Genomic DNA, 22,939 nt, shown 5'->3' with positions numbered 1-22,939 from the left:
CAGGTGCGATGTTCATCACCGCCGAACCCGAACCGCACACCGGCGGCACCAACCCCTACGAGATCCGCGGCCACGTACTCGATCAGGCGCAGTCGGCCGGACTACTGGACCCCAAACGGAAGCCCGGCGCCGAGATTGCCGCCTGATCGACGGTCCACGGCCTGGCCTGTCCGCTGATCGACGGACCCCTGCCCACCGATCCGGCCGCCGTCCAGTTCGCGGTCGGCCGCGTGCACGACCTCATCGACCGCGGCCTGCTCGATCACCAGCCGGGCTACCTAGATCCGCGCAGGCGGAGTATGCGGCGTAGCCGCTGGAAGACCACGGGCCGCAACTCCGGTCTGTGCCCGAGCCACTGCGATCTTGCGGGCGACTGCGCCGAACAGAATGGTTCTGGTCATGCGCCCCATCACCCCCGCGGCGCGGCAAGTCACGCCGCTGGTCCAACCCAACCTTTTGCACGTCGTGTCTGTTGTTTTCATCAGAGTTAACGAACGACTGTGAAGAGAGACATCATGACCGACACGAATCGGACACTCGTGAAGAACGTGCTGGGGATAGCCGCCGTCGGCGGCGTCATGCTCGCGTATGGGCTCGGTCTCAAGGCGTGCGAGAACAAAGAAGTTCGCGAGCATAATGTCGCCGATGTCGGGGAGTGCGTGATGGAGCGGGGCGAAGACTCGATCGCCAAGGTCGACTGCTTCGGGGCCAACGCGCAGTACCGCGTCCTCGGCAAACTGGAACACTCCACCGGTTCTACGGAGTTTGCCAGAATGTCTGCATGCAAGGAGTTCCCCGGCACTGTCAAGTACTACTCGCGTACCGACAGCCGAATCGGCAGCTACACGCTGTGCCTGGGTCGCAAGTAGCCTCACGCCTGCAAGCGCCGCCTGTGGAACTCGGGCGAACAATCGGCCTGTGCGGAAATCTCGGGTGGCGGCGCCCTCGGCGCGCGAATCGCCGTTCGGAGCAACCGAAGCTCGCCCACACCTACCGCCCACAGCTCGTCGGTCTCGAGTGCCGCCAGCACACCGGCTGGATCGAAATCGACAGCACCGATGCGACCTACCCCCACACCGAGTCGGGCTTCCTCGCGCCGCCGAACAAGACACTGCTGTTGCTGGCCAACGGATTGATGGCCCGCCGCGGACTGGCCCGAGCCCGAAAACAGGGCCGCATCGACGCCTCGAGCTGACCCCGGAAAGGCACGAACCCCCTCCCGATCGAAATCGGAAGGGGGCCCGGCTTTTCAGGTGGACTACTCCAGGATAACCGGCAGCCTGGCATGCCCATTCGAGATGAAACTGACCACCGTCCCCAACTCGGACGGATCCGCCGCCAACCGCATATTCGGAAAGCGCGCGAAGATCGCGGGCAACGACACCAATGCCTCGAGCCGAGCCAACGGCGCCCCCAGGCAATGGTGCACCCCGTACCCGAAAGCCAAGTGGTCCTTACTGTCTCGGACAACATCGAATTGATCGGCGGTGTCACCGTGAACTTTCGGATCACGGTTGGCGGCCGCGTACGAGGCGAGAATCGGCTCGCCCTTGGCGATATGCACCCCGTCGATCTCGATATCGTCGACCGCGAACCGCAGGGGCAGATGCGCGACCGGCGCCTCGAACCGCAACGCCTCCTCGACCAGATCGGCCCAGGTCGCCCGCTCCGCGACCAGTGCGGCGCGCTGCTCCGGATTGGTCAGCAGCGCGAAGATCGCCTGGTCGAGCAGATTGACCGTGGTCTCGTGCCCGGCGCTGATGACAAGCAGCAGCGTATCGATCAATTCCTGCTCGGTTAGCTGAGACCCGTCGTCCTCATCGCGGTGCGAAATCAGCAGACTGGTCATATCGTCGCCGGGATGGTCGCGCCGATACGCCACCAATTCACCGAGGATCCGATACATCTCCATGTAGTTCGCCTGCGACTCCTCCGGACCGAGCGAGGTGTCGAAAATACCGTCGACGCATTTGCGTAAGCCCGGATTGAGTTCCTCGGGCACACCCATCAATTCGGAGATGACCTGGATCGGCAGCGGATACGCGAAACTCTCACGCAGATCGACCGATTCGCCCGCGGGCGTCTTCGCGAGTTCGGCGAGCAGTTCCTGGGTGATCCGCTCGATCTGGCCGCGCATCGCCTCGGTGCGCCGATGGGTGAATGCGGGCGCGACCAACTTGCGCAGCCGCTTGTGGTCCACACCGTAGGCGGTGAACATATTGTTCACCGCGACCCACAGGAAAAGCGGCCAGTCCTGCGGAATCTCGCCATTGATGAACGCGGGCCAGTGCTGGCTCGCATCCTTGGACACTCGCGCATCGACGAGCAACTTCTTGAGCAGCCCGGCATCGGTTACCGACCAGGCCCGCACACCGCCGGGCAGTTCCACCAGCGCCACCGGCCCGCGCTCGCGCAAGCGTGCGGATTCGCCCTGGATATCGGTTCCCGTCAAATCCAGGGTAATGGGTTGTTGCACTACGGAAATCTCCTTAAAGCATGGCTAGCGGAGGGGATTTGGGGAAGGCGACGGGCAGGGATACCAGCGCCCGATGGAACGGTCCCGGCCGCCAGGCGAGTTGTTCGGGTGTTGTCGCCAAACGCATTTCGGGAAGGGCATCGAGCAGTTGGTCGATGGCGTCCTGGACGATGAGATAAGCGACCGACCGCGCCGGGCAGGCGTGTGGGCCCACGCTCCACGCCAGATGCGAACGGTTGGGCCCGAATTCGTTAACCCCGACGGCGGGGTCGTTATTGCATCCGGACATACTGATGACGACCGGTTGATGTGCAGGCAGCCAAACGCCGTCGATCAGGATCGGTTGTTTCGGATACGAGACGCAATAGTTCGCCATCGGCGGATCGGTGAACAGCACTTCGTCGAGTGCGTCACGGGTCGAAAGACTTCCGCCGTGCACGTTGCCCGCGAACCGGTCGTCGGTCATCATCAGCAGCAGCGTATTGGTGATCAGATTCTGCTGCGGTTCGATGCCCGCACCGTAGACGGTGACGAGCTGGTGGATCATCTCCTCGTCCGAGAGCACGGCCGAATGCGCGATCAACCGCGAGGTGATGTCGTCGCCGGGGACGCTGCGCTTCAGTGTGACGAGCTCGAACAGCGCGTCGGTGAGCATCGCATTGCCCTTGTCGGCGTTCACACCTTCGAAGATGGCCGCCATCCCGGTGGCGACCTGCTGGCCGATCTCCGCCGGGCAGCCGAGCATCTCGTTCAACACCTGGAAGGTAAGCGGAAATGCGTACTGGCTGATCAGATCGGCCGCACCGTCACCGCAGAAGGCATTGATCAGTGGAATGGCGGCATTTTCGACGACGGTATGCAGTGCGTGCAGATCGACCTCGGCCAAGCTTGCCGCATTTGCCTGTCGATAGCGCAAATGCTCGTTTCCGGCACTGCGTAAGGCATTAGGCCGCCATTCCAGCATCGGCAGGACCGGGCATTCGCCGGGAATCTTCTTCTGCCAGGTGCGCGGGTCCGCTGGAAAGTGGTCGGGATCGTTGAGGATTCGTACGGCGGTGTGATAGCCGACCACCAAAGTGGCCGGCACACCAGGCGATAGGTCCACCGGTACCAGAGATCCGAACTGGCGGCGCATGTCACGGTACGCGCGGTGCGGATCTGCTGCGAATTCCTCGGAATAGAGCGGTACGCGCGGGCCGTCGGTATCGATCGGCGACCCCAACGCGATAGGGCCGGGCTTTGTTGAATCAGTGTGCAATGCGTCGTTACTTCCGGGACTCCTGACGAAGGAATAGGAACTCGACGAGCGTGATCAGCGACCGCAGACAAGTGCTGCGCTGCCGCGCGTCGAGCGAGGTCAGCGGAGTATCCGGAGCGAGATCCAGTGCGTCCCGGATCTCTTCGAGCGGATAGCGCTGCGCGCCTTCGAACTGGTTGACGGCGACCGAATACTGCACTCCGCGCTCCTCGAGCACGGACAGCACCTCGTCGGCCTTCTCGATGCGCCGGGTGTCCACCAGGACCAGGGCGCCGAGCGCGCCGCGCGCCAACTCCTCCCACAGTGGGACGAAGCGCCGCTGTCCCGGCGTCCCGAAAAGGTAGAGTGCGAGCGTGGGATTCAGCGTGATACGGCCGAAATCCATCGCCACGGTCGTCTGCGATTTGCCGGGTAGCCCGGCCATATCGTCGACGCCGACACTGGCCTCGGTGATCGTCTCCTCCGTGCGCAGCGGCCGGATCTCCGAAACACTGTTCACGAATGTCGTTTTGCCGACACCGAAATTGCCTGCCACCAGGAGCTTTACCGACCGGGTCACGGTCTCCGGCACATAGTCGACAGTGCGCTCAGGCCGGGAGAGCGCGGAGCCCATTGAGTACCTCCTCGAGCAGGGTGATCTCCGGCATGACTTCGGCCGGGGTCGGAGTGGCCAGATGTTCGCTGTCCAGCAGATCGGCGACGACGATCTTCACCACGGACGGCGGCAGGTCGAGATAGGCGGCGATCTCGGCGATGGACAGCGCACTGCGACGGCTGCACAGGTTCAGCACCTGGCGCGCATCGGGTGTCGCACCAGGTGCCGGATCTTTGGCGGCGACGACCAGGGTGACCAGGTCCAAATCACGACTGGGACGGATCCGCCCCCCGGTGCGCACATAGGCCCGGACCAAGTCGGGGTCTCGCCGGGACCTCGTCATGACGTCAAGCCGCCCTCAACCCTTCCTCGCGGCTGGGCGCCTAACTCGTGCCCGACCCGCCCGGCGAGTTCGTTCATTCGATGCGCGACCAGACCGATATCGGTCTCGGGCGTCGTCGAAACACCTAGCAGCGCACCCTCACCCGCCGCGGTGATGAGGATCATGCCCTGGTCGTATTCGGTCATGTTCTGGCGCACACCATTTTCGAGACCACCACAGAATTCGCCGAGCGCTTTACCTAGTGAGCGCAGACCCGAAGCGGCCGCGGCGAAACGCTCGGCATCATCCTTGTTGACACCGTCGGAGTGCGCGATCCGCAGTCCGTCGTCGGACAGCAGCACCGCGAACCGGACGCCAGGAACGTTGCTGAGATCCTCGAGTAGCCAACCCAGCCTATTGCTGCTGTCGGTCACCGGTGTGCTCATCAGGATGACATCCCTTCGCTGTTATCGGAGGCAGCAGCCTCACGGCCGCTCTTGGAACCCATCTGCCAGGCGGAGGCGATTTCGGGACGAGCCTGTCCCGCTTCGGATTCGGTGCCGGTCTGAGCGGGTACCGAAGACACTGCCCGACGGCGTCGCTTGGGTAGGCCGCCACTGGTGATCTCGTGCACAGCGAACTCCTCGTTCTCGGCGGGTTGTTCGCCCACCCCGGCCAAGACCGGAACCGGGGATAATTCGAAGGGCTTATCCTCGGCGGCAGCGGTCGGCACGGGTTCCGGGGCCGGGGTGACGGCGGGAACGGCCGGTTCGGCATTTGTCACAGCGGTGACGAGCAGCGCCTCGGGGATGTAGACCATCGCCCGCATACCGCCGTAGACGTTCGGGCCATCGATGTAGACGGTGAAGCCGTAGCGCCGGGCCAGTGCCGCGATACCGGGGAAACCGACGCGCGGGGACGGGCCGAGCTGATGGATGTCGATCGGGCGCTCGTTGGCGAGCACCTGCCTGGCCTCTTCCATCTGCTCCGCGTTCATCCGCACACCGGCATCGTCGATGATGACGGTGACGCCGTGGTGGCCCTCCTGGAAGGTCACGTCCACATAAGACGTCGGCGGGGAATAGCGCAGCGCATTGTCGAGCAGCGTGGCCAGGGTGTGCACGAGCGGTTCCACCGCGCGGCTGATGACGATGCGGTCGAGCTGGTTGGCCCGCACTCGCAGGTAGTCACGGACGCGCCCGATCGCGCCGCCGACCACATCGGTGAGCGACTGCGCGGGCCAGCGCCGACCCGGCAGACCACCACAGACGATCACATACGACTGGGCCTGCCGCAGCATCTGCTGCACGGTGTGGTCGATGCGGGTGAGGGTGGCGTAGACCTCGTCGTCGCGGTGCTCGCGCAGCGCGGAGCTCACCACCTGACTGACATCCGCGCCGAGGCTGACCACGGAGGTGCCGAAGGAACGCACCGCCGCACTGGTCGCGGCCCGCGAGGCGGATTCGATCTCGGCGCGAGTGCCCTCCTCGGTCGCCTTGATCGCCTGCTGCGCCTTTTCCTCGGCTTCACGCACGGCCTGCTCGTGCGCCTCCGACTGCACCATGCGCAGGTCGTCGGCGTACCGCTCGGAAATCCATTGCAGGCACTGGGTGAACCGGGAATTCTCCTGCCCCGTCGGCACCTCGATGGCCGAAACCGGTGCCTCGAAGCGGCGCACCGCCTCGGTCATCGCCGGCAGTGTCTGCCCGGCGAAGTGCTCGAGGGTTTCCTCCTGCGCCCGATTCGCTCTATTGAGTGTGTCGGCGCGGATCTTCTGTTGTTTCGCGTATTGCGCTACATACAACGCCGCCGCCACGGCAATAATGAGAGCGGGGGCGAGGATCCATGAAAGCACCACGGCGATATCTTGATTCATCAGCTCTCTCGTCGTTGCGACAGCCGGTGTCACTGCGCGTTGTCTTGCCTTCCTCGCGACGCCGACCAGGATCAACATTCGTCGAATGCGGCCACATCGACACCGGCACCAACCCCAGAGTGCCCGCACGGCAAGTGATTCGAAGAATCACCGACCGCGCGGATCGAGCCGATCAGTAGCTCGGCACCCGACGACCCGCCCACAGTAGCAGCATCGCCGGGAAGTCTCTCTCGATCCGAGGACCACATTCCGATTCCTCGAACCGCCAGCGCCCCCATTGCATTTCGCGTACCGCCCGATCGGTACGACCGAATGCCATAAATAGCGAACCGTGGGTACCGGATACTATGCGCGAATGGCAAAGCTGAAGGTGTCCGTCGACGTGCCGATTCCCCCGCAAGAGGCCTGGTCGCATACCTCCAACCTCACCGAACTCGACAAATGGCTCCTCATGCACGAGGCGTGGCGCAACGAGGTGCCCGCCGAGCTGACCGTCGGCACCCAACTGGTCGGTGTCGCATCGGTCAAGGGACTGCGCAATCGGGTCACCTGGACGGTCAAGGCCGCTGAACCGCCGCGGCGACTGGCCTTGAGCGGCACGGGCAAGGGCGGTACCAAATTCAAGCTCGAACTGCTCGTCGCCGCGAAGGGTGCGGGCTCGGAGGTCACCGTCGATATCGATCTGGGCGGCGCGCCCCTGTTCGGTCCGATCGGTTCCGGTGTCGCGCGGGCGCTGAAGGGCGATATCGAGCGCTCGTTGGAGCGTTTCGTCGCGCTCTACAGCTGAGAGAGTCCGAACGTGCCGCATGCCAAGGCCGCGGACGGCGCCCGGATCGCGTATCAGACCGGCGGTGACGGTCCGCCGCTGCTGCTGCTCACCGGGCAGGCCAATAATCACCACTGGTGGGATGGAGTCCGCGCCGACTTCGAGACCGCGTATCGCACCGTCTCACTGGACTATCGCGGGACCGGTGACAGCGATAAGCCGGATATCCCGTACAGCACCCTCGGATTCGCCGAGGACGCCATTGCGGTGCTCGACGAACTCGGCATCGAGAAGACCGCGGTGTACGGCACGTCCATGGGTGGCCGGGTCGCGCAGTGGCTGGCCGCGCGGTTCCCGGATCGGGTGCATGCGCTGGTGCTCGGCTGCACGTCACCGGGTGGTCGCCACGCTGTCGAACGCGACGCCGAAGTACGGAAGTCGCTGGCCCAGGCCGATCCGGTGGCGGCGCGGCAGGCGCTGCTGGAGCTGATGTACACCCCGGGATATCTGGCGCGCACGCCCGGCCGGTTCCATACCCTCGGCGATCCGAGCATGCCCGCCTACGCGAAGCGTAGACATCTCTACGCGAGCAATAGACACGACGCTTGGGATGTGCTCGGAGATATCGCGGTTCCGACGCTGATCGTGCACGGGAGCGAGGACCGATTCAATCCTGCGGCGAACGCACCGTTGCTCGCGGAACGGATTCCCGGTGCGCGGCTGGCGTGGATCCCCGGCGCTCGGCATGCCTATTTCGACGAATTCCGAAGCACCGCAGGTCCGCTTGTCCTGGAATTTTTGGACGCGAACCGCCGTAGTCCGAGTTCGCCCAGTGCACAGGCGAACTCGGACCCCACGGCTAATGCACCAGCGCCGGTGCTTCCGCGACCGCGGGCAGCTGCGGCTTGGTGCGCGGCAGGAACGCCGCGGGCACCAAGGTCAGCACCATGAGCACCACCGCCACGATGTAGGTGTGGCTGAATGCCGTCGCGGCCTGGCTCAAGCCGGTCTCGACCGCACCGGGCGGTAGCTGCGCCGCGATCGAGGGATCGTAGTTCGACGCGATCGCGGGCTTGGCGAACGGATGCCGGTTCAGCAGGCTGCTGAGCACGACCGACATCGTCGCGGTGCCGATGGACCCGGCGGACTGGTTGATGATGTTCATCAGCGTCGTGCCGCGCGCGACCTGCTGGTGGGTCAGCGTCTGGATCGCCGCGGTCATGGTCGGCATCATGGTGCAGCCCATGCCGAGACCCATCACGAACAGCGCGCCCAACATGAACGGATACGACGTATCCGACTTCAACTGCACGAAGAACACCGTGCCGAGCGAGATCAGCGAGATACCGAACAGCACGATCTTGCCCGGACCGATCTTGTCGACGAGTCGGCCCGCGATCGGCATCGTCACCATCGCGCCGAGACCCTGCGGCACCATCAGCAGACCGGCCGCCATGGCCGTCTCGCCGCGCACCTGCTGCAGGTAGGTCGGCAGCAGCAGGCCCGCACCGAAGAACGCGGTCGCGAACAGCACCATGGTCAGCACCGCGAAGGTCAGCGATCGGTTGCGGAACAGATGCAGATCGATCAGCGGATGTTCGGTGCGCAGCGCGTGCAAGACGAACAGCACGATGAGCACCAGGCCGATGGCGGCGGGTATGAGCACCTTGGCCGCCATGACCGTGCCCTCACCCGGAATCGAGGAGACGCCGAACAGGAACAGCGCCAGACCCGGCGAGGCCAGCAGCATGCCGAGGAAGTCGAAGGATTCCGACGGCTCCGGCCTATCCGAGGGGAACACGATGAAGGCAAGGGCGAGGGCGACGATCCCGACCGGAACATTGATCAGGAAGATCCACTTCCAGCCGTAACTGTCGATCAGCCAACCGCCCAGGATCGGACCGCAGATCGGGCCGAGCAGCATCGGCACCCCGAGCACCGCCATCACCCGGCCGACGCGTTGCGGACCGGCCGCGTGGGTCATGATCGTCATGCCCAGCGGCATCAGCATGCCGCCGCCGAGACCCTGGATGACGCGGAAGGCGATGAGCGTCTCCATGCTCCAGGCCTGGCTGCACAGCACCGATCCGAGCACGAACAGCGTCAGCGCGAGCATGTACAGCCGTTTGGTGCCGAACCGGTCCGCCGCCCATCCGGTCAGCGGGATGACGCTGGCCAGCGCGAGGGTGTAGCCGGTCATCGACCAGGCCGCGATCGCGGTGGTGGTGTGGAACTCGTTCTGGAATTTCGGGATCGCGACGGTTACGACGGTGATGTCCAGGATCGACATGATCGCGCCGAGCACGACCACCCCTGCCACCTTGAAAACCGCGATGTCGAGCTTGTCGGTCGCGGGATCCGCTGCGACCGACGTGGTATCCGGAGGATGTGTCACCGCTTAAGCCTCGCACCTCCTCGACCAAATGACCAGCAAATTCTGCGACCTTCGACACACCTCGGACTTGCCGACATCTCGCCCCGGATGATGGCGGCGTGACATTGCAGATCTTCGATGCCGAGTTCGCCGCGAATCCATGGCCTACGCTGCGGCGATTGCGCGAGGACGGTGAGGTGCATCGGGTCCGTACACCGGACGGCCCACCCGCCTGGTTGGTAACCCGGTTCGCCGATGTTCGGGCCGGACTGCTCGACAGTCGGCTCTCCACCCGGCCGCGCTATGCCGGGGAGACGGACTATCGCGGGTTCGGATCAGCTGGCGGTGCTGCGCGCCATGTCCGATACCCGACCGGTGGTGGACGAACTGCTGCGCTACCTGTCGCCGCAAGTGGTTTCGGGGCCCAGATTCGCCACCACCGAACTCGGTATCGCGGGGCACACCATCCGTTCCGGTGACACCGTGCTGCTCTGTCTGGCGGCGGCCAACCATGATTCGGAGATCTTCGACAATCCGGCCGAGCTCGACCTCGCGCGCACGAATAATCCGCACTTGGCTCTTGGGCACGGCGGCCACGCATGCCTCGGCACCGCGTTGGTTCGGACTATCGCCGGGGCTGTGCTGGAGACGCTGCTGCTGGACGGCCGCACTCCGACACTCGCCTGCGATCCGGGAGATATCCAGTGGCGCTCCGGGTTTCGGCATCGAGGGCCGCTCGAGTTGCCGGTCGTGTTGTCGCGGTAGCTCGACGCTCGGGGTGGGCACCGATCAGTTCTGCGGCCCCAGCGACTTCCAGGAAGGATCGCGGCCGAACCACCCCGCGAGCCGGTCGTATGCGGGAGCGTCGGCGGGCACGGGCACCTCGAGGTCGAAAGCCTTGTCCGGGCCGCGGAATTCCGGGCGCAGCATCTTGTGCGACCAGGCCAGTCCGTACTCCGCGATTTCCGGGTCGAAGTCGATGGGCTGGTCGGTCGCGCGGGCGAGATCCCAGGTGTGCATGGCCAATTCGGTGATCTGCTGGTCGGCTCGGCTGCGCAGCGGCGCCTGTGCGCCGCCGGGTACCGGAACCGGGCGTTCGAGGTCGGCGTGGTGCCAGACGTCGAGGATGGGGGCGGCGGCCGCGCGGTACTCCGCCGCCCAGTTCGGGCTCAGCTCGGCGGGCGGCGCCGCCCAATCGGCCATCTCGCCACGCGCCGAATCCAGGAAATTCCGCAGGCTCTGCCCGATGACATGTCGCACGAGCGCCTGCACATCCCAGCCGACACAGGGTGTCGGCAGGGTCGCCTGTTCCGGCCGAATCGCCGCGATGACCTCGCCCATCTGGGTCAATGCGCGGTCCAATAGGTCCACAGTGGGGTCAACGGTGTTCACGCCTGTCGATTTTGCCCCGCGTCCAACGCACACACCGCGGAACGCGCAACTCGGCCGACTATCGCGATCAGCGTGGAGCAGGTTCGACGGTTTCCGGATCGACAGATGGAGTGACGCGCGGCCGGGACCGCGTGACAGCCACACCGGCCAGGCACAGGAAACCGCCGACGATGGTCAGCGCGCCGGGCACCTCGTCGAGCGCAATCCACGACATGAACACGACGAGCGCCGGGACCGCGTAGGTTGTCACGCCCATTTTCCCGGCCGTCGTGCGGGCCAGTGCGTAGGCCCATGTGGTGAAAGCCAAAGCCGTGGGGAAGACGCCCAAGTACACCAGACTCAGCGTCGACGACAGCGGCGCGTCGGCCGCCTCGGTGACCAGTTGCCAGGAGAACGGCAGACACGCGACGGTTCCGATGACCGAGCCGAAGGTGACCGCCTGCAATGCGGATGCGCTCGCCAGCGCCGGTTTCTGCGCGATGGTCGACGCTGCCCAGACGATGGCCGCGAGCAGGCACAGCACGACACCGAGCACCGCCGCGCCGCCGCCATCGGAGGTCGACAGTCCGACAACGATGGTTCCGGCGAACGACACGACCAGCCCGACCATCAGCCGGGCCGGAAACCCTTCCCGCAGGACCAGTCCGCCGAGCACCGCGATCAGCACCGGACCGATGCCGACGACCATCGCCGCGGTCCCGGCGTCGACATTCCGCTCACCCCAGTTCAACGCCACCATGTAGACGCCGAACCACAGCACACCGGAGATGATGATGCCCGGCCACGCGGCCCGCGGCGGCAGGCCCTCACCACGGATGACCAGCACCGTCACCAGCGTGATCGACGCGGCGAGCAATCGCCCGAGTGCCAGCGCACCCGGCGAAAAGTCGTGCCCCGCACTGCGGATGAAGACGAAAGCCGAAGCCCATAGGACCACCGTCACGGCGGCGGCGCCGATGGCTTGCCGCTCGACCGACCCATCCGTACGCATCATGGGCCGAACGTAGATCAGCCGGTCGACAAGTGCCAGCAGTTTTCGGACGCAGGGCCGAGCCGGTCGGCCGGACAATCGGTGGGGGCGCCGATTGCCCGGCCGACCAGCGACTACAACGCGAGCAGCGCGTCGATCACGGCCGACGGCACCGCGTCGGGGCTCGCAAAGGGCCGTTCCGCGAGCAACTTCCGTGCTTCGTCACGGGACAACCCGCCATCGGTGGTGAGCACCTGCAGCGCGTGCGCTTCGGGCAGGGCATCGAGCCAAGCGACGGTGTTGCCGACCAAGGTCTCCGGATCGATCTCGCCGTGGACCCGCAACCGGGCCACGCCGCCGTCGGGGTAAACATCGAGCCGGACATGGGTGACCGGCGCACCCGCCGCGATCCGGAAGAAGTGACGGGCATCCGGCTGCAGCCGCGTGCGCGGCAGCAATTCGGTCCATGTCGACGGATCATCCAGATCCGCACCGGACTCGGCATCGGCGCCGCGCAGCACCGCCCAACCCGGCGCATTGCCGACATAATTCGAGGTGTCGATTTCCACGCGCCGAATCGCCCCGCGCGCACCCAGCCGCACCGTGACGTGATCATTGCCCGCATCGCGGCGACGCGCACCCTCCCAGCCCTCGTCCATCTGCCGCGACCGGCCGGGCAGCAGGATATTGGTCGGCGCGGAGAAGAACATATCGGAGCAGTCGACCACATCGCCGCCGTATTCCAGGGCCGCGAGATCGACTGTGCCACTGAGGAAACGGGGGTCCGGCAGCGGAGTGCCGTGGACGCGGAAGCGAGCCACGCCACCGTCCGGGTAGATCGAGAGCCGGATGTGGGTGAAGCGGCGCTCGTCGGTGACCTCGAAGAAGTTGTCGCTATTGCCCGCGATATCCGACTTCGCGACCAGTGTCACCCATTCGGCCTGCTGGAGTTCGGCAGGCGACGGCTGCCCCTCCACACTCGTCGCCTCGACCGAGGCGAAGGGCGGGTAATTGCCGATGAACCACGAGGTGTCGATGACGACACCGTGTACCCGCCCCGGCACACCCAGCCGGACAACCGCATAGTCATTGCCGGTTTCGCGACGACGCCGCGTTTCCCAGCCGTCGTAGGTCTTACCCTTGTGGCCGAAGTCCTCGGTGCTGAAAATCGCACGGCCGGGCCGGATCAGGTTCTCCCGCTCGGCGAACAACTCGTCATTGGCGTAGACCACACTGCCCGCGAGCGCGCGGGAGGCGAGATCGGGCAGTCGGGTGAAGCCGGGGGCGGATTGATCGGTCATACTTCTCCTCGGGCCAGGAGCCGCCCCTGCGGCTCGTTGTCGATATCGATTCGGTTGCCGCGCAACCAGGTACTGCGGACCGCGCCCGCGAGTGGGCGGGCCGCGTACGGTGTGACGGCGTTCTTGTGGTGCAGGCGATGCACGTCGACGACGAAGGCGTCATCGGGTGCGAAGACACAGAAATCCGCGTCGTAGCCCACCTCGATTGCGCCCTTTCGCCGCAGGCCCGCGTGTTCGGCGGGCGCTCGGCTCATCCATCGAGAGACATCCACCAGGCTGAAACCGCGCAGTCGCGCTTCGGTCCAAACGGCCGAAAGTCCGAGCTGCAGTGAGGAAATTCCACCCCAGGCGCGGGCGAAATCGCCGGTGTCGAAGCACTTCAGGTCGGCCGTCGATGGTGAGTGGTCCGAGACCACCATATCGATGGTGCCCTCACGCAACCCGTCCCAGAGCAATTCACGATTGCCGCTCTCACGAATAGGCGGACAGCATTTGAATTGCGTCGCACCGTCCGGAATTTCCTCCGCTGCGAACGACAGATAGTGCGGACAGGTCTCGGCAGTGATCCGGACGCCGTCGCGGCGGGCCGAGGCGATCATCGGCAGCGCATCCGAACTCGACACGTGCAGAATGTGCACGCGACAGCCGGTCCACCTGGCCAGTTCGATCACCTGCGCGACGGCCAGGTTCTCCGCACCGCGCGGGCGCGAGCGCAGGAAGCCGGAGTACTTGTCCCCCTGCGAATTCGGTGCGTGTTCGATGGCCTGCGCGTCCTCGGCGTGCACGATGAGCAGACCGTCGAACAAGCGGATCTCCCGCATGGCCAGTTCCAGCTGGGTGGCGTCCAATGCCGGAAATTCGTCGACACCGGAGTGCAGCAGAAAGCATTTGAAGCCGAATACACCCGCGTCTTGCAGCTGCCGCAGATCCGCCAAATTTCCGGGGATCGCTCCGCCCCAGAATCCGACGTCGACATGCACCCGATCCTGCGCGGTCTTGCGCTTCACTTCGAGTGCCGCGAGATCGCAGGTCGGCGGAATGCTGTTGAGCGGCATATCGATAATGGTGGTGACACCGCCCGCTGCGGCCGCCTTCGTCGCGCTCGGGAAGCCCTCCCATTCGGTACGGCCGGGATCGTTGACGTGCACATGCGCATCCACAACGCCGGGCAGCAGTACCTCGTCGGCGGCCAGTTCGACGACGGTTTTCGCGGTCAGGATGGAGTCCGGCGGCTCGATCGCCACGATCCGGCCGTCGCGCACGCCGATCGAGCCGCCGGTCTCCCCCGTCGTCCCGATGATCCGCTCCGCCCGGATCACCAGGTCCAGGTGTGTGGGGATCGGTGCGATCGCCTGGATTTCGGAGTTCTTCCGCATCACACAACTCCATCGGAAATCATCGGAATCTCCCGTCGAATGTCCTTGCGCCGCCGCTATTTCGGTAGGTGGCCGCGACAATGTCATCGGCCAGGTCCGCGACGCTGCGCTCCGCAGAGGCCATCCCGGCGGCGTGGCCCGCAGACACCTGGTCCGTAGCGGCCTCCGGCAACTGGTGCACAGCAGAGGGCCGCTCCGCCCTGGCCGCCCCAGCAGCGGGGCCTGCAGACACTTGGTCTACAGCGGCCTCCGGCAACTGGTGCACAGCAGACGACCGCTCCGCCCTGGCCGCCCCAGCAGCGGGGCCTGCAGACACTTGGTCTACAGCGGCCTCCGACGACAGGTGCACGGCAGACGACCGCTCCGCCCTGGCCGCCCCGGCGGCTTGGTCTGGAGACACCTGATCCGTAGCGACCTCCGGCGACTGGTGCCCAACAGAGGGCTGCTCGGTCGAGAGATCTGAGGGCAGGTGTTCGGCAGACAGCCGCTCCGCCGTGGGATCCGGCGGCAGGTATTCGGCGGCGATCCGCACACCCAGCCGCTCGAGCAGCAGCTCCCCCTCCGCGAAGCAGCGCGCGATATCGGGTTCGATATCGGCCAGGGCATATGCGGCCGAAAACCCCGCTTCATGCAATCGCTTGACGGGCAGCGTATTCCGGCCACAGACAGCGATGACCGGCACACCCGCAAACCCAGCGGCAGTAGCGACACCGGCCGGTGCCTTGCCATACAGGGTCTGCTCGTCGAGCATGCCCTCTCCAGTCACCACCAGATCCGCATCGGCCACGCGCCCGGCGAAACCGACCAGCTCCAAAACCAATTCGATTCCGGGACGCAGCCGAGCACCGAGCACCGCGACGGCCGCGAACCCGACCCCGCCCGCCGCACCGGCACCCGCACGATCACGCAGATCAGTGCCGGTGGCGACCGCGACACAGTCCGCCCAATGCGTGAGCGCCGCATCGAGCACTTCCACTTGGTTACCGTCGGCACCCTTTTGCGGACCATAGACGGCGGCTGCACCGCGCGGACCGGTGAGCGGATTATCGACATCGCACGCGACGGTGAGCTCGACCCCGGCCAGTCGTTCCCGCACAGACGCGAGGTCGATCGTGTGCAGCCGCGCCAATGCCGCACCGCCGTCACCGATTTCGGCCCCGTCGATATCGAGCAGACGCGCACCGAGCGCCGCGAGCAGCCCGGCACCGCCATCGGTACCCGCACTGCCGCCGATGCCGAGCACCACCCGACGGCAACCCGCGTCGATGGCCGCGGCGATGACCTCGCCGGTGCCCCGGCTGGTGGCCGTCATCGGTGCGAACTTCCCGCCCGGTAGCCGCACGAGCCCGGATACGTCCGCCAGTTCCACGACGGCGATATCGTCGCGGCGGGCATACGCCGTGCACACCGCCTCGCCGGTGGGTCCGGATGCGGTCACCAGGACCACCTCGAAACCCGCGGCCGATGCGGCGGCGACGGTGCCGTCCCCGCCGTCCGCGATCGGCACCACCGACACCTCGGCACCGGGCCGGGTGCGGTGGATGCCGGCGCGGACAGCGGCACCGACCTGCGCGGCAGTCAACGACCCCTTGAACTTGTCGGACGCGATCAGGACTCGAGTCATGGCGGCTCAGTCCAGCTGTGCGGTCGCGGTCGGGACGTCGGCTGCGGACTGCGCCAGTTCCTCGAATTCGACGATATTGTCGATCTCGAGTCCCATCGACACATTCGTCACCCGTTCGAGGATGACCTCGACGATCACCGGAACCCGGAACTCGGTCACCAGCTTCTTCGCCTCATCGAGGGCCGAACCGATCCAGGCCGGATCGAATACCCGAATCGCCTTGCAGCCCAAGCCTTCCGCGACCTTGACGTGGTCGACGCCGTACCCGGCGAGCTCTGGGCTGTTGATATTGTCGAAGGCGAGCTGCACGTAGTAATCCATGTCGAACGCGCGCTGCGCCTGACGGATCAGGCCCAGATACGAATTGTTCACCACGACATGGATGTACGGGATGTTGAACTGCGCGCCGACGGCCAACTCCTCGATGAGGAACTGGAAGTCGTAGTCACCCGAGAGCGCTACCACGGTGGCATCGGGATCAGCCGTCGCGACACCGATGGCCGCGGGTACGGTCCAGCCGAGCGGCCCGGCCTGGCCCGCATTGATCCAGTGCCGCGGCCGGTAGACGTGCAACAGCTGCGCCGCCTGGATTTGTGAAAGACCGATGGTGCTGACGTAGCGCACATCAGGCCCGAATGCTTTGTTCATCTCCTCGTAGACACGCTGCGGCTTGATCGGCATATCGTCGAAGTGCGTCTTGCGCAGCCCCACTTGTTTCCGGTTGCGGCGCTGCTCGGCCCACACACTGCGATCGGGCAGTTGTCCGGCCGCGTCGAGTTCACGCGCGACCTCGACGAAGACACGCAGCGCGGCACCCGCGTCAGAGGTGATGCCGTAATCCGGTGCGAACACCCGACCGATCTGGGTCGGCTCGATATCGACGTGTACGAAGGTGCGGTCCTTGGTGTAGGTGTCCACACCGCCGGTATGCCGGTTGGCCCAACGGTTTCCGATACCGAGCACGAAATCGGATTCGAGCAGGGTGGCATTGCCGTACCGGTGCGAGGTCTGCAGTCCGACCATGCCCGCGTGCAGCGCGTGATCGTCGGGAATCGTGCCCCAGCCCATCAGCGTCGGCACCACCGGCACACCGGTGAGTTCGGCGAATTCGACCAGCAGCGCCGCGGCATCGGCATTCACGATGCCGCCACCCGCGACGATCAGCGGCCGCTGCGCCGCATTCAACATCTCGATGGCCTTGACCGCCTGCGCCCGCGTCGCGGCCGGACGGTGTACCTCGAGCGGCTCGTAAGTTTCGATGTCGAACTCGATCTCGGCGAGCTGCACATCGATTGGCAGATCGATCAGGACCGGACCCGGCCGGCCCTCGCGCATCAACCGGAAGGCCTTCTGGAAGGTCCCCGGTACCTGGGCGGGCTCGAGCACCGTCACCGCCCACTTGCTCACCGGTGCGGCGATCGAAGCGATATCGACGGCCTGGAAGTCCTCCTTGTGCAGCTTGGCCACCGGCGCCTGACCGGTGATGCACAGGATCGGAATCGAATCCGCGCCGGCGGAATACAGGCCGGTGATCATATCGGTGCCCGCGGGCCCCGAGGTGCCGATGCAGACGCCGATATTGCCCGCCGCCGCCCGGGTGTATCCCTCGGCCATATGCGAAGCGGCCTCGACGTGGCGGGCCAGCACATGCTTGATACCGCCGTGCGCGCGCATCGCGCTGTAGAAGGGGTTGATCGCGGCACCCGGCAAGCCGAATGCCTGTGTCGCGCCTTCCTTTTCGAGAATCAGAACCGCGGCATCCACGGTGCGCATGCGTGCCATGGTCAGCTCTCCCGACCCGACAGCGCCTCGGTCACCTTCAACAGCCCCGAGTGGTCCAATGAGCCGTGCCCCATCGCGCGGGCGGCCGCGATCAGTTGCGCGGTCAGCGCGCCCATCGGGATCGACACCTCGGCGTCGCGGGCGGCCTGCAGGATGATGCCCATATCCTTGTGGTGCAGGTCGATTCGAAAGCCTGGTTTGAAATCGCGCTTCAGCATGGACCCGCGCTTGAGTTCGAGGATCTTGCTGCCCGCGAGCCCACCCGCCAGCACATCGAGGCCCTTCTCGGCATCCGCGCCTAGGTTCTCCATCAGCAGGATCGCCTCGGCCACCAGGGCATAAGTGCCGCCGACGACAAGTTGGTTGGCGGCCTTGACCACCTGACCGGCACCGTTCGGTCCCACTAGCGCGATAGTCTTGCCGACCGCCTCGAAAATCGGTGTGGCCTCGGCGAAGTCGGCCTCGTTACCGCCGACCATGATCGACAGCACGGCATTGATCGCGCCCGGCTCGCCGCCGGACACCGGGGCGTCGAGCACCCGCAGGCCCTTTTCGATGCCCCGCGCCGCGGTCGAGCGCGCGGTCTTGGGTGTGATGGTGGAGAAGTCGATGTACAGCGTGCCGGGCGCCGCATGCACCAGCACATCGGCGAAGACCGCCTCGACGTGCTCGTCCTGCGGCAGCATCGTGATGACGATGTCCTTGTCCCGCACCGCTTCCGCGACACCGGAAGCGGCCGAACCACCCGCCGCCTTCAGCTTCTCGAGTCCGGTGGGGCCGATGTCGTAACCGGTCACCTCGTGCCCGGCGGCCACAAGGTGGCCCGCCATCGGGCTGCCCATGATCCCCAGGCCGATAAAACCGATCCTGCGCCCACCCGTCGCCTGACCGCGCCCCCTCACGGAATCGCTACGCGATGCTGCAGTCATTTCATCCACTTCCAATCCAGCTCAGGGTCTTTGTATTCGAGGCCGATCCAGCCGTCGTAGCCGCTCTCGGCCAGGGTTTCGAAGAGCGCGGCGAAGTCGAGTTCGCCGGTGCCGGGACGGCCACGGCCCGGACTGTCGGCGATCTGGACGTGGCCGAGATGCGCCGCGTGCGTGCGGATCACCGACTGCAGGCCCTCGCCCATGCGGGCCAGGTGGTACAGGTCGCAGAGGAACCGCACGTTGGGTTCACCGGTCTGCTCGATGACCTGCACGGCGCGCGCGGCGCTCACGATCGGATAGTCCGGCGACTCGAAGGAATTGAGCGCCTCCAGCAAGACGGTGGCACCGATGGCACCGGCCGCCTGCGCGGCGAGACTCAGGTTCTCCAGCGCGAGTTCGTCCTGCTTCTCCGGACTCTCACCCTCGACGCGGTTGCCGTAGAGGGCATTCAGCGCACGGCAGCCGATCTCCTCCGCGATACCGACGGCGACATCGATATTGTCGCGGAACCGGGTGACCTCACTCGGAACCGAGACCAGGCCGCGCCCGCCCGCCGGGATCAGGTCGATGAAGTTCAGGCCGACCAATTCCACACCGGCATCGCGGATCGCGCGTACGAACGCGTCGATCTCCTTATCGCCCGGCGTCGGATTCTCGCCGAACGGCCACCAGAATTCGACCGCGTCGAATCCAGCCTGCTTTGCCGCGGCGGGGCGTTCCAGCAGCGGGAGATCGGTGAACAGGATCGAGCAATTGACATCGAATTTCGGGAAGGCGACGCCTCCGGCCTGCTTACTCATTCAGCTCCTTGACGGTATTTCTTCCAGCTGCCGATGGCGGTGATATCGATCAGCTCCGGATACGAGGTGGGCGCGCGGCGCAGCAGCATCGATAGGACCGAACGGCCGTCTTCGAGTTCGATCGCGCCGAGTTCGAGTTCCGGTGGTTCGGCGGGCAGCAGCCGCTGTCGCAGCACTTCCATCGGGATATCGAAGAGTTCACCGGAGATCGAATCGCCGCCGTCCGCGACGGGATCCAGCCCCGGGAACCTATCGCCGACCGAATAGAAACGGTAGCGCGGCGCGGTTTTCGCTTCGCCGGCGAAAGGCGCGCCGTCGAGCAGATGATTGAGCGGTTCGCCGCGCATGGCGGAACCGTTCAGAAATATCAACGGCATTCGGTGAATCCTTTGTTCGCAATTTCGTCAATTATGTGGGCCGACCGCAGTGTCGGAATAGCGGCGATTACCCCGAAGCCGATCGGATATCCCGAAGTCGATTTCGTAGGATGCTCCAGCCGCAGCATCGGTGCCGAAGCCGCGCGCCCCGCGTACCGGGTGTACGGATGCACGGCGGGGTGCGCGGCTCACCAGACCGGGAGCAGGTCCCGGTGGATCGGTCCGCCGATGGCGGTCAGCGGTTGGGCCGAGCCGCCGCGGCGCACCGCGACGATCTCGGCGGCGATGGATACCGCCGTCTCCTCCGCGGTCCGCGCGCCGAGATCCAACCCGATCGGTGAATGCAATTGGGCCAGTTCCGATTCCGTCACACCGACGGCGCGCAGCCCGGCCATGCGGTCCTCGTGGGTGCGACGGGAACCCATCGCACCCACATAGGCCACCGGCAGGCGCAGCGCCACCTCGAGCAGCGGGATATCGAATTTCGCGTCATGGGTGAGCACACACAGCACGGTGCGCGAATCGACCTGTGTGCGTGCGAGATAGCGGTCCGGCCACTGCACGACGATCTCGTCGGCATCCGGGAAACGCGCACGCGTGGCGAACACCGGGCGGGCATCGCAGACGGTGACGTGGTATCCGAGGAAGCGGCCGATCCTGGTGACGGCGGCAGCGAAATCTATTGCGCCGAACACGATCATGCGCGGCGGTGGTACATACGACTCCACGAAGACCGTGACTTCACCTGCACCACAACCGATCTCGCGCACACCGGTCGCGCCGGTATCGAGCATTGCCCTGGCCTCCGCCACAACCACCTCGTCGAAGGCGGCACCGACGGTCCACCAGGATCCGATCGCCATGGCCGCACCGGTTTTCAGATCCCGTAGCAGCGCGACCGCCTCGTCGGTGCGCAGGATCGCCTCGATGGAGACGCGCTCGACCGCGGTGATCCGCTGGACGAATACCTCGAGCTTGCCGCCGCAGGTCAGGCCGACCGCGAAGGCGTCGTCATCGCTGTATCCGAAGGTTTCGCGCACCGGCTGCCCGGTGCGCAGGACCTCACGGCAGAGTTCGTACACCGCGCCCTCGACACAGCCACCGGAGATGCTTCCGATAACAATGCCGTCGGCGTCGACCGCCAGCGCCGCACCGGGCGGCCGAGGGGCACTTCCGGTGACGTCGATGACGGTGGCCACGGCGTAATCCTTGTCCGCCGCATGCCATTTCCGCAGTTCTGCCGCGAAGTCGCGCATGCTGCTATCCGCCCAGGAGTAGTTCGATGGCCGAGATGCCGAAGTAACCGGCGAAGACGAGGCTCACCACGCCGATCAGCCAATGGATTTCACGGAATTTGCCGCGCGCCAGCTTGATAACCACGTATGCGATCAGGCCCGCGCCGACCCCGTTGGTGATGGAGTAGGTGAACGGCATCAGCACGATCGTGAGGAAGGCGGGCACCGCCACCTCGAGATCGTTCCAATCGATCTTGCGGGCCTGGGTCATCATCAGCGCACCGACGATCACCAGCGCCGGCGCGGCGGCCTGGATCGGCACCACGGCGGCGAGTGGGGTGAAAAATACTGCGAGGCAGAACAATCCACCCGTTACCACGCTGGTCAGTCCGGTGCGGGCGCCCTCACCGACACCCGTCGCGGATTCGACGTACACGGTATTTCCGGCGCCGCCGCTGACACCACCGATGACCTGGGAGATACCGTCGATGGTCAGCACCTTGCCGATACCCGGCATGGTGCCCTTCTCATCGAGCAGTCCGGCCTCGTCACAGACGCCGAAAACCGTTCCCATGGCATCGAAGAACCCGGTCAGCACCAGGGTGAACAGCACGACTCCCGCCACCAACCCACCCGCCTCGGCGAAACCGCCGAAGAGGTCGATATTCAAGGCCAACCCGAAATCGGGTGCCGCGAAGAATCCCTTCGGCTTCTCCGGCACCACCGGCCCCCAAGCCTGCGGCTCGATCTTCGCCAGCGCGTTGACGATAATGGCGAGCACCGTCGAGATGACGATGCTGATCAGAATCGCACCGGGCACTTTGCGGATGAACAGTGCCAGCATCACCAGCAGGCCGACCGCGAAAATCACTACGGGCCAACCCGATAGGTGACCACCGACTCCGAGGGTGACCGGCGGACCGGTCTGCGCGCCGTGTCCGACCACCCCGGCCGAGACCAGTCCGATCATCGCGATGAACATGCCGATCCCGACGCCGATAGCATTCTTGAGACCGAGCGGGATGGCGTTGATGATCATGGTCCGCAGGCCGGTCGCGGCCAGGATCACGATGATCACGCCCATCAGGACGACCAGACCCATGGTCTGCGGCCAGGTCATATGCGGTGCCGCCTGGAAGGCGACCACCGGAACCACACCGAGTCCGGCGGCGAGCGCCAATGGCACATTGCCCGCCACGCCCATCAGGATCGTGCTGAGTCCCGCGGAAAACGCGGTAGCCGTGGTGAGTTGAGCGATGCTCAGCTTGTCACCATTGACATCCGCGACGCCGCCGAGAATCAGCGGCACCAAGAGGATGACGTAGGCCATGGCGACGAAAGTGGTGATACCGCCACGGATTTCGTGGGAAGCGGTGGTTCGGCGTTCGCTCAGCCGGAAGAACCGGTCGAGCGCAGACCTACCTGCTACCGGCTCTGGCGTGCTGGGCTTGGTCTGAATCTGGGTCATTGGCGTGCCCTCCTCGGG

Annotated in this window: 23 protein-coding genes and 1 pseudogene; 6 read left to right on the top strand and 18 right to left on the bottom strand. The window is 65.6% G+C overall.

The window, feature by feature from the left end; genetic code table 11:
- Nucleotides 1–8: 8 nt before the first annotated feature.
- The 3 genes from OIE68_RS03330 (at nt 9) to OIE68_RS03320 (ending at nt 1,195) form a co-directional block, all read left to right on the top strand.
- Entirely contained in the window at nt 9–146 is a 138-nt protein-coding gene (locus tag OIE68_RS03330; RefSeq protein ID WP_327097925.1) for a hypothetical protein, read from the top strand.
- A gap of 369 nt (nt 147–515) precedes the next feature.
- Nucleotides 516–869 carry an LppU/SCO3897 family protein gene (locus OIE68_RS03325; RefSeq protein WP_327097924.1) on the top strand — a complete coding sequence of 118 codons (354 nt, stop codon included), beginning with the start codon at nt 516–518 and terminating at the stop codon, nt 867–869.
- Between the two features lie 23 nt (nt 870–892).
- Nucleotides 893–1,195: a hypothetical protein gene (locus OIE68_RS03320; RefSeq protein WP_327097923.1), complete on the top strand. Its 303-nt coding sequence runs from the start codon at nt 893–895 to the stop codon at nt 1,193–1,195.
- Nucleotides 1,196–1,258: 63 nt separating this feature from the next.
- Here the strand turns inward: OIE68_RS03320 and OIE68_RS03315 are convergent, their stop codons facing one another.
- Genes OIE68_RS03315 through OIE68_RS03290 form a run of 6 tightly spaced genes read right to left on the bottom strand, consistent with a single transcriptional unit; the run spans nt 1,259 to nt 6,527 of the window.
- Entirely contained in the window at nt 1,259–2,476 is a 1,218-nt protein-coding gene (locus tag OIE68_RS03315; RefSeq protein ID WP_419150670.1) for a cytochrome P450 family protein, read from the bottom strand.
- A 13-nt stretch (nt 2,477–2,489) separates the two neighbouring features.
- A complete protein-coding gene (locus OIE68_RS03310) occupies nt 2,490–3,698 on the bottom strand; it encodes a cytochrome P450 (protein WP_327097922.1) in 1,209 nt (402 codons plus the stop codon).
- A 43-nt stretch (nt 3,699–3,741) separates the two neighbouring features.
- Nucleotides 3,742–4,347: a GTP-binding protein gene (locus tag OIE68_RS03305; RefSeq protein ID WP_327097921.1), complete on the bottom strand. Its 606-nt coding sequence runs from the start codon at nt 4,345–4,347 to the stop codon at nt 3,742–3,744.
- Entirely contained in the window at nt 4,322–4,672 is a 351-nt protein-coding gene (locus OIE68_RS03300; protein WP_040689530.1) for a DUF742 domain-containing protein, read from the bottom strand. The genes OIE68_RS03305 and OIE68_RS03300 overlap by 26 nt, the downstream gene beginning before the upstream one ends.
- Complete coding sequence (locus tag OIE68_RS03295; RefSeq protein WP_327097920.1) at nt 4,669–5,097, bottom strand: roadblock/LC7 domain-containing protein; 429 nt, start codon at nt 5,095–5,097, stop codon at nt 4,669–4,671. Before OIE68_RS03295 ends, OIE68_RS03300 begins: the two co-directional genes overlap by 4 nt.
- Nucleotides 5,097–6,527 carry an ATP-binding protein gene (locus OIE68_RS03290; RefSeq protein ID WP_327097919.1) on the bottom strand — a complete coding sequence of 477 codons (1,431 nt, stop codon included), beginning with the start codon at nt 6,525–6,527 and terminating at the stop codon, nt 5,097–5,099. The genes OIE68_RS03295 and OIE68_RS03290 overlap by 1 nt, the downstream gene beginning before the upstream one ends.
- 355 nt (nt 6,528–6,882) lie before the next feature.
- On the opposite strand from OIE68_RS03290, the gene OIE68_RS03285 reads away from it, so the two are divergent.
- Nucleotides 6,883–7,314, top strand: a complete 432-nt coding sequence (locus tag OIE68_RS03285) for an SRPBCC family protein (RefSeq protein ID WP_040689525.1) — start codon at nt 6,883–6,885, stop codon at nt 7,312–7,314.
- Nucleotides 7,315–7,326: 12 nt separating this feature from the next.
- Entirely contained in the window at nt 7,327–8,244 is a 918-nt protein-coding gene (locus OIE68_RS03280; protein WP_327097918.1) for an alpha/beta fold hydrolase, read from the top strand.
- Here the strand turns inward: OIE68_RS03280 and OIE68_RS03275 are convergent.
- On the bottom strand, nt 8,153–9,688 hold the full coding sequence (locus tag OIE68_RS03275; protein ID WP_327097917.1) for a DHA2 family efflux MFS transporter permease subunit: 1,536 nt from the start codon (nt 9,686–9,688) through the stop codon (nt 8,153–8,155). The two genes, OIE68_RS03280 and OIE68_RS03275, sit on opposite strands and share 92 nt — an antisense overlap.
- A 234-nt stretch (nt 9,689–9,922) precedes the next feature.
- Between OIE68_RS03275 and OIE68_RS03270 the strand changes: the two genes are divergently transcribed.
- A complete protein-coding gene (locus tag OIE68_RS03270) occupies nt 9,923–10,432 on the top strand; it encodes a cytochrome P450 (RefSeq protein WP_327097916.1) in 510 nt (169 codons plus the stop codon).
- 24 nt (nt 10,433–10,456) lie between these two features.
- Here OIE68_RS03270 and OIE68_RS03265 read toward each other — a convergent pair whose 3' ends face one another.
- From OIE68_RS03265 to OIE68_RS03215, 11 genes and pseudogenes are all read right to left on the bottom strand, one after another.
- Entirely contained in the window at nt 10,457–11,059 is a 603-nt protein-coding gene (locus tag OIE68_RS03265; protein WP_327097915.1) for a TIGR03086 family metal-binding protein, read from the bottom strand.
- Between the two features lie 67 nt (nt 11,060–11,126).
- The gene (locus OIE68_RS03260; protein ID WP_327097914.1) at nt 11,127–12,053 is read right to left on the bottom strand and encodes a DMT family transporter; all 927 of its coding nucleotides are present in this window, start codon (nt 12,051–12,053) and stop codon (nt 11,127–11,129) included.
- 110 nt (nt 12,054–12,163) lie between these two features.
- The gene (gene alc, locus OIE68_RS03255) at nt 12,164–13,330 is read right to left on the bottom strand and encodes an allantoicase (RefSeq protein ID WP_327097913.1); all 1,167 of its coding nucleotides are present in this window, start codon (nt 13,328–13,330) and stop codon (nt 12,164–12,166) included.
- Nucleotides 13,327–14,706, bottom strand: a complete 1,380-nt coding sequence (gene allB, locus OIE68_RS03250; RefSeq protein ID WP_327097912.1) for an allantoinase AllB — start codon at nt 14,704–14,706, stop codon at nt 13,327–13,329. The genes alc and allB overlap by 4 nt, the downstream gene beginning before the upstream one ends.
- Nucleotides 14,707–15,214: 508 nt before the next feature.
- Nucleotides 15,215–16,330, bottom strand: a pseudogene (locus tag OIE68_RS03245) (glycerate kinase); the annotation flags it as partial.
- Nucleotides 16,331–16,336: 6 nt separating this feature from the next.
- Nucleotides 16,337–18,112, bottom strand: a complete 1,776-nt coding sequence (gene gcl / locus OIE68_RS03240; RefSeq protein WP_327097910.1) for a glyoxylate carboligase — start codon at nt 18,110–18,112, stop codon at nt 16,337–16,339.
- A gap of 2 nt (nt 18,113–18,114) precedes the next feature.
- The gene (locus tag OIE68_RS03235; protein ID WP_327097909.1) at nt 18,115–19,041 is read right to left on the bottom strand and encodes an NAD(P)-dependent oxidoreductase; all 927 of its coding nucleotides are present in this window, start codon (nt 19,039–19,041) and stop codon (nt 18,115–18,117) included.
- Nucleotides 19,038–19,841: a hydroxypyruvate isomerase family protein gene (locus OIE68_RS03230; RefSeq protein WP_327097908.1), complete on the bottom strand. Its 804-nt coding sequence runs from the start codon at nt 19,839–19,841 to the stop codon at nt 19,038–19,040. The genes OIE68_RS03235 and OIE68_RS03230 overlap by 4 nt, the downstream gene beginning before the upstream one ends.
- On the bottom strand, nt 19,838–20,218 hold the full coding sequence (locus tag OIE68_RS03225) for a gamma-glutamylcyclotransferase (protein WP_040699294.1): 381 nt from the start codon (nt 20,216–20,218) through the stop codon (nt 19,838–19,840). The genes OIE68_RS03230 and OIE68_RS03225 overlap by 4 nt, the downstream gene beginning before the upstream one ends.
- A gap of 188 nt (nt 20,219–20,406) precedes the next feature.
- Nucleotides 20,407–21,474: an XdhC family protein gene (locus OIE68_RS03220; protein ID WP_327097907.1), complete on the bottom strand. Its 1,068-nt coding sequence runs from the start codon at nt 21,472–21,474 to the stop codon at nt 20,407–20,409.
- A 4-nt stretch (nt 21,475–21,478) separates the two neighbouring features.
- Entirely contained in the window at nt 21,479–22,921 is a 1,443-nt protein-coding gene (locus OIE68_RS03215; RefSeq protein WP_327097906.1) for an NCS2 family permease, read from the bottom strand.
- Between the last annotated feature and the right edge of the window lie 18 nt (nt 22,922–22,939).

Source organism: Nocardia vinacea (genome assembly GCF_035920345.1).
Taxonomy (GTDB): domain Bacteria; phylum Actinomycetota; class Actinomycetes; order Mycobacteriales; family Mycobacteriaceae; genus Nocardia; species Nocardia vinacea_A.
The sequence above is the reverse complement of the archived record's forward strand: the minus strand, read 5'-3'. Positions and strand labels throughout refer to the sequence as shown.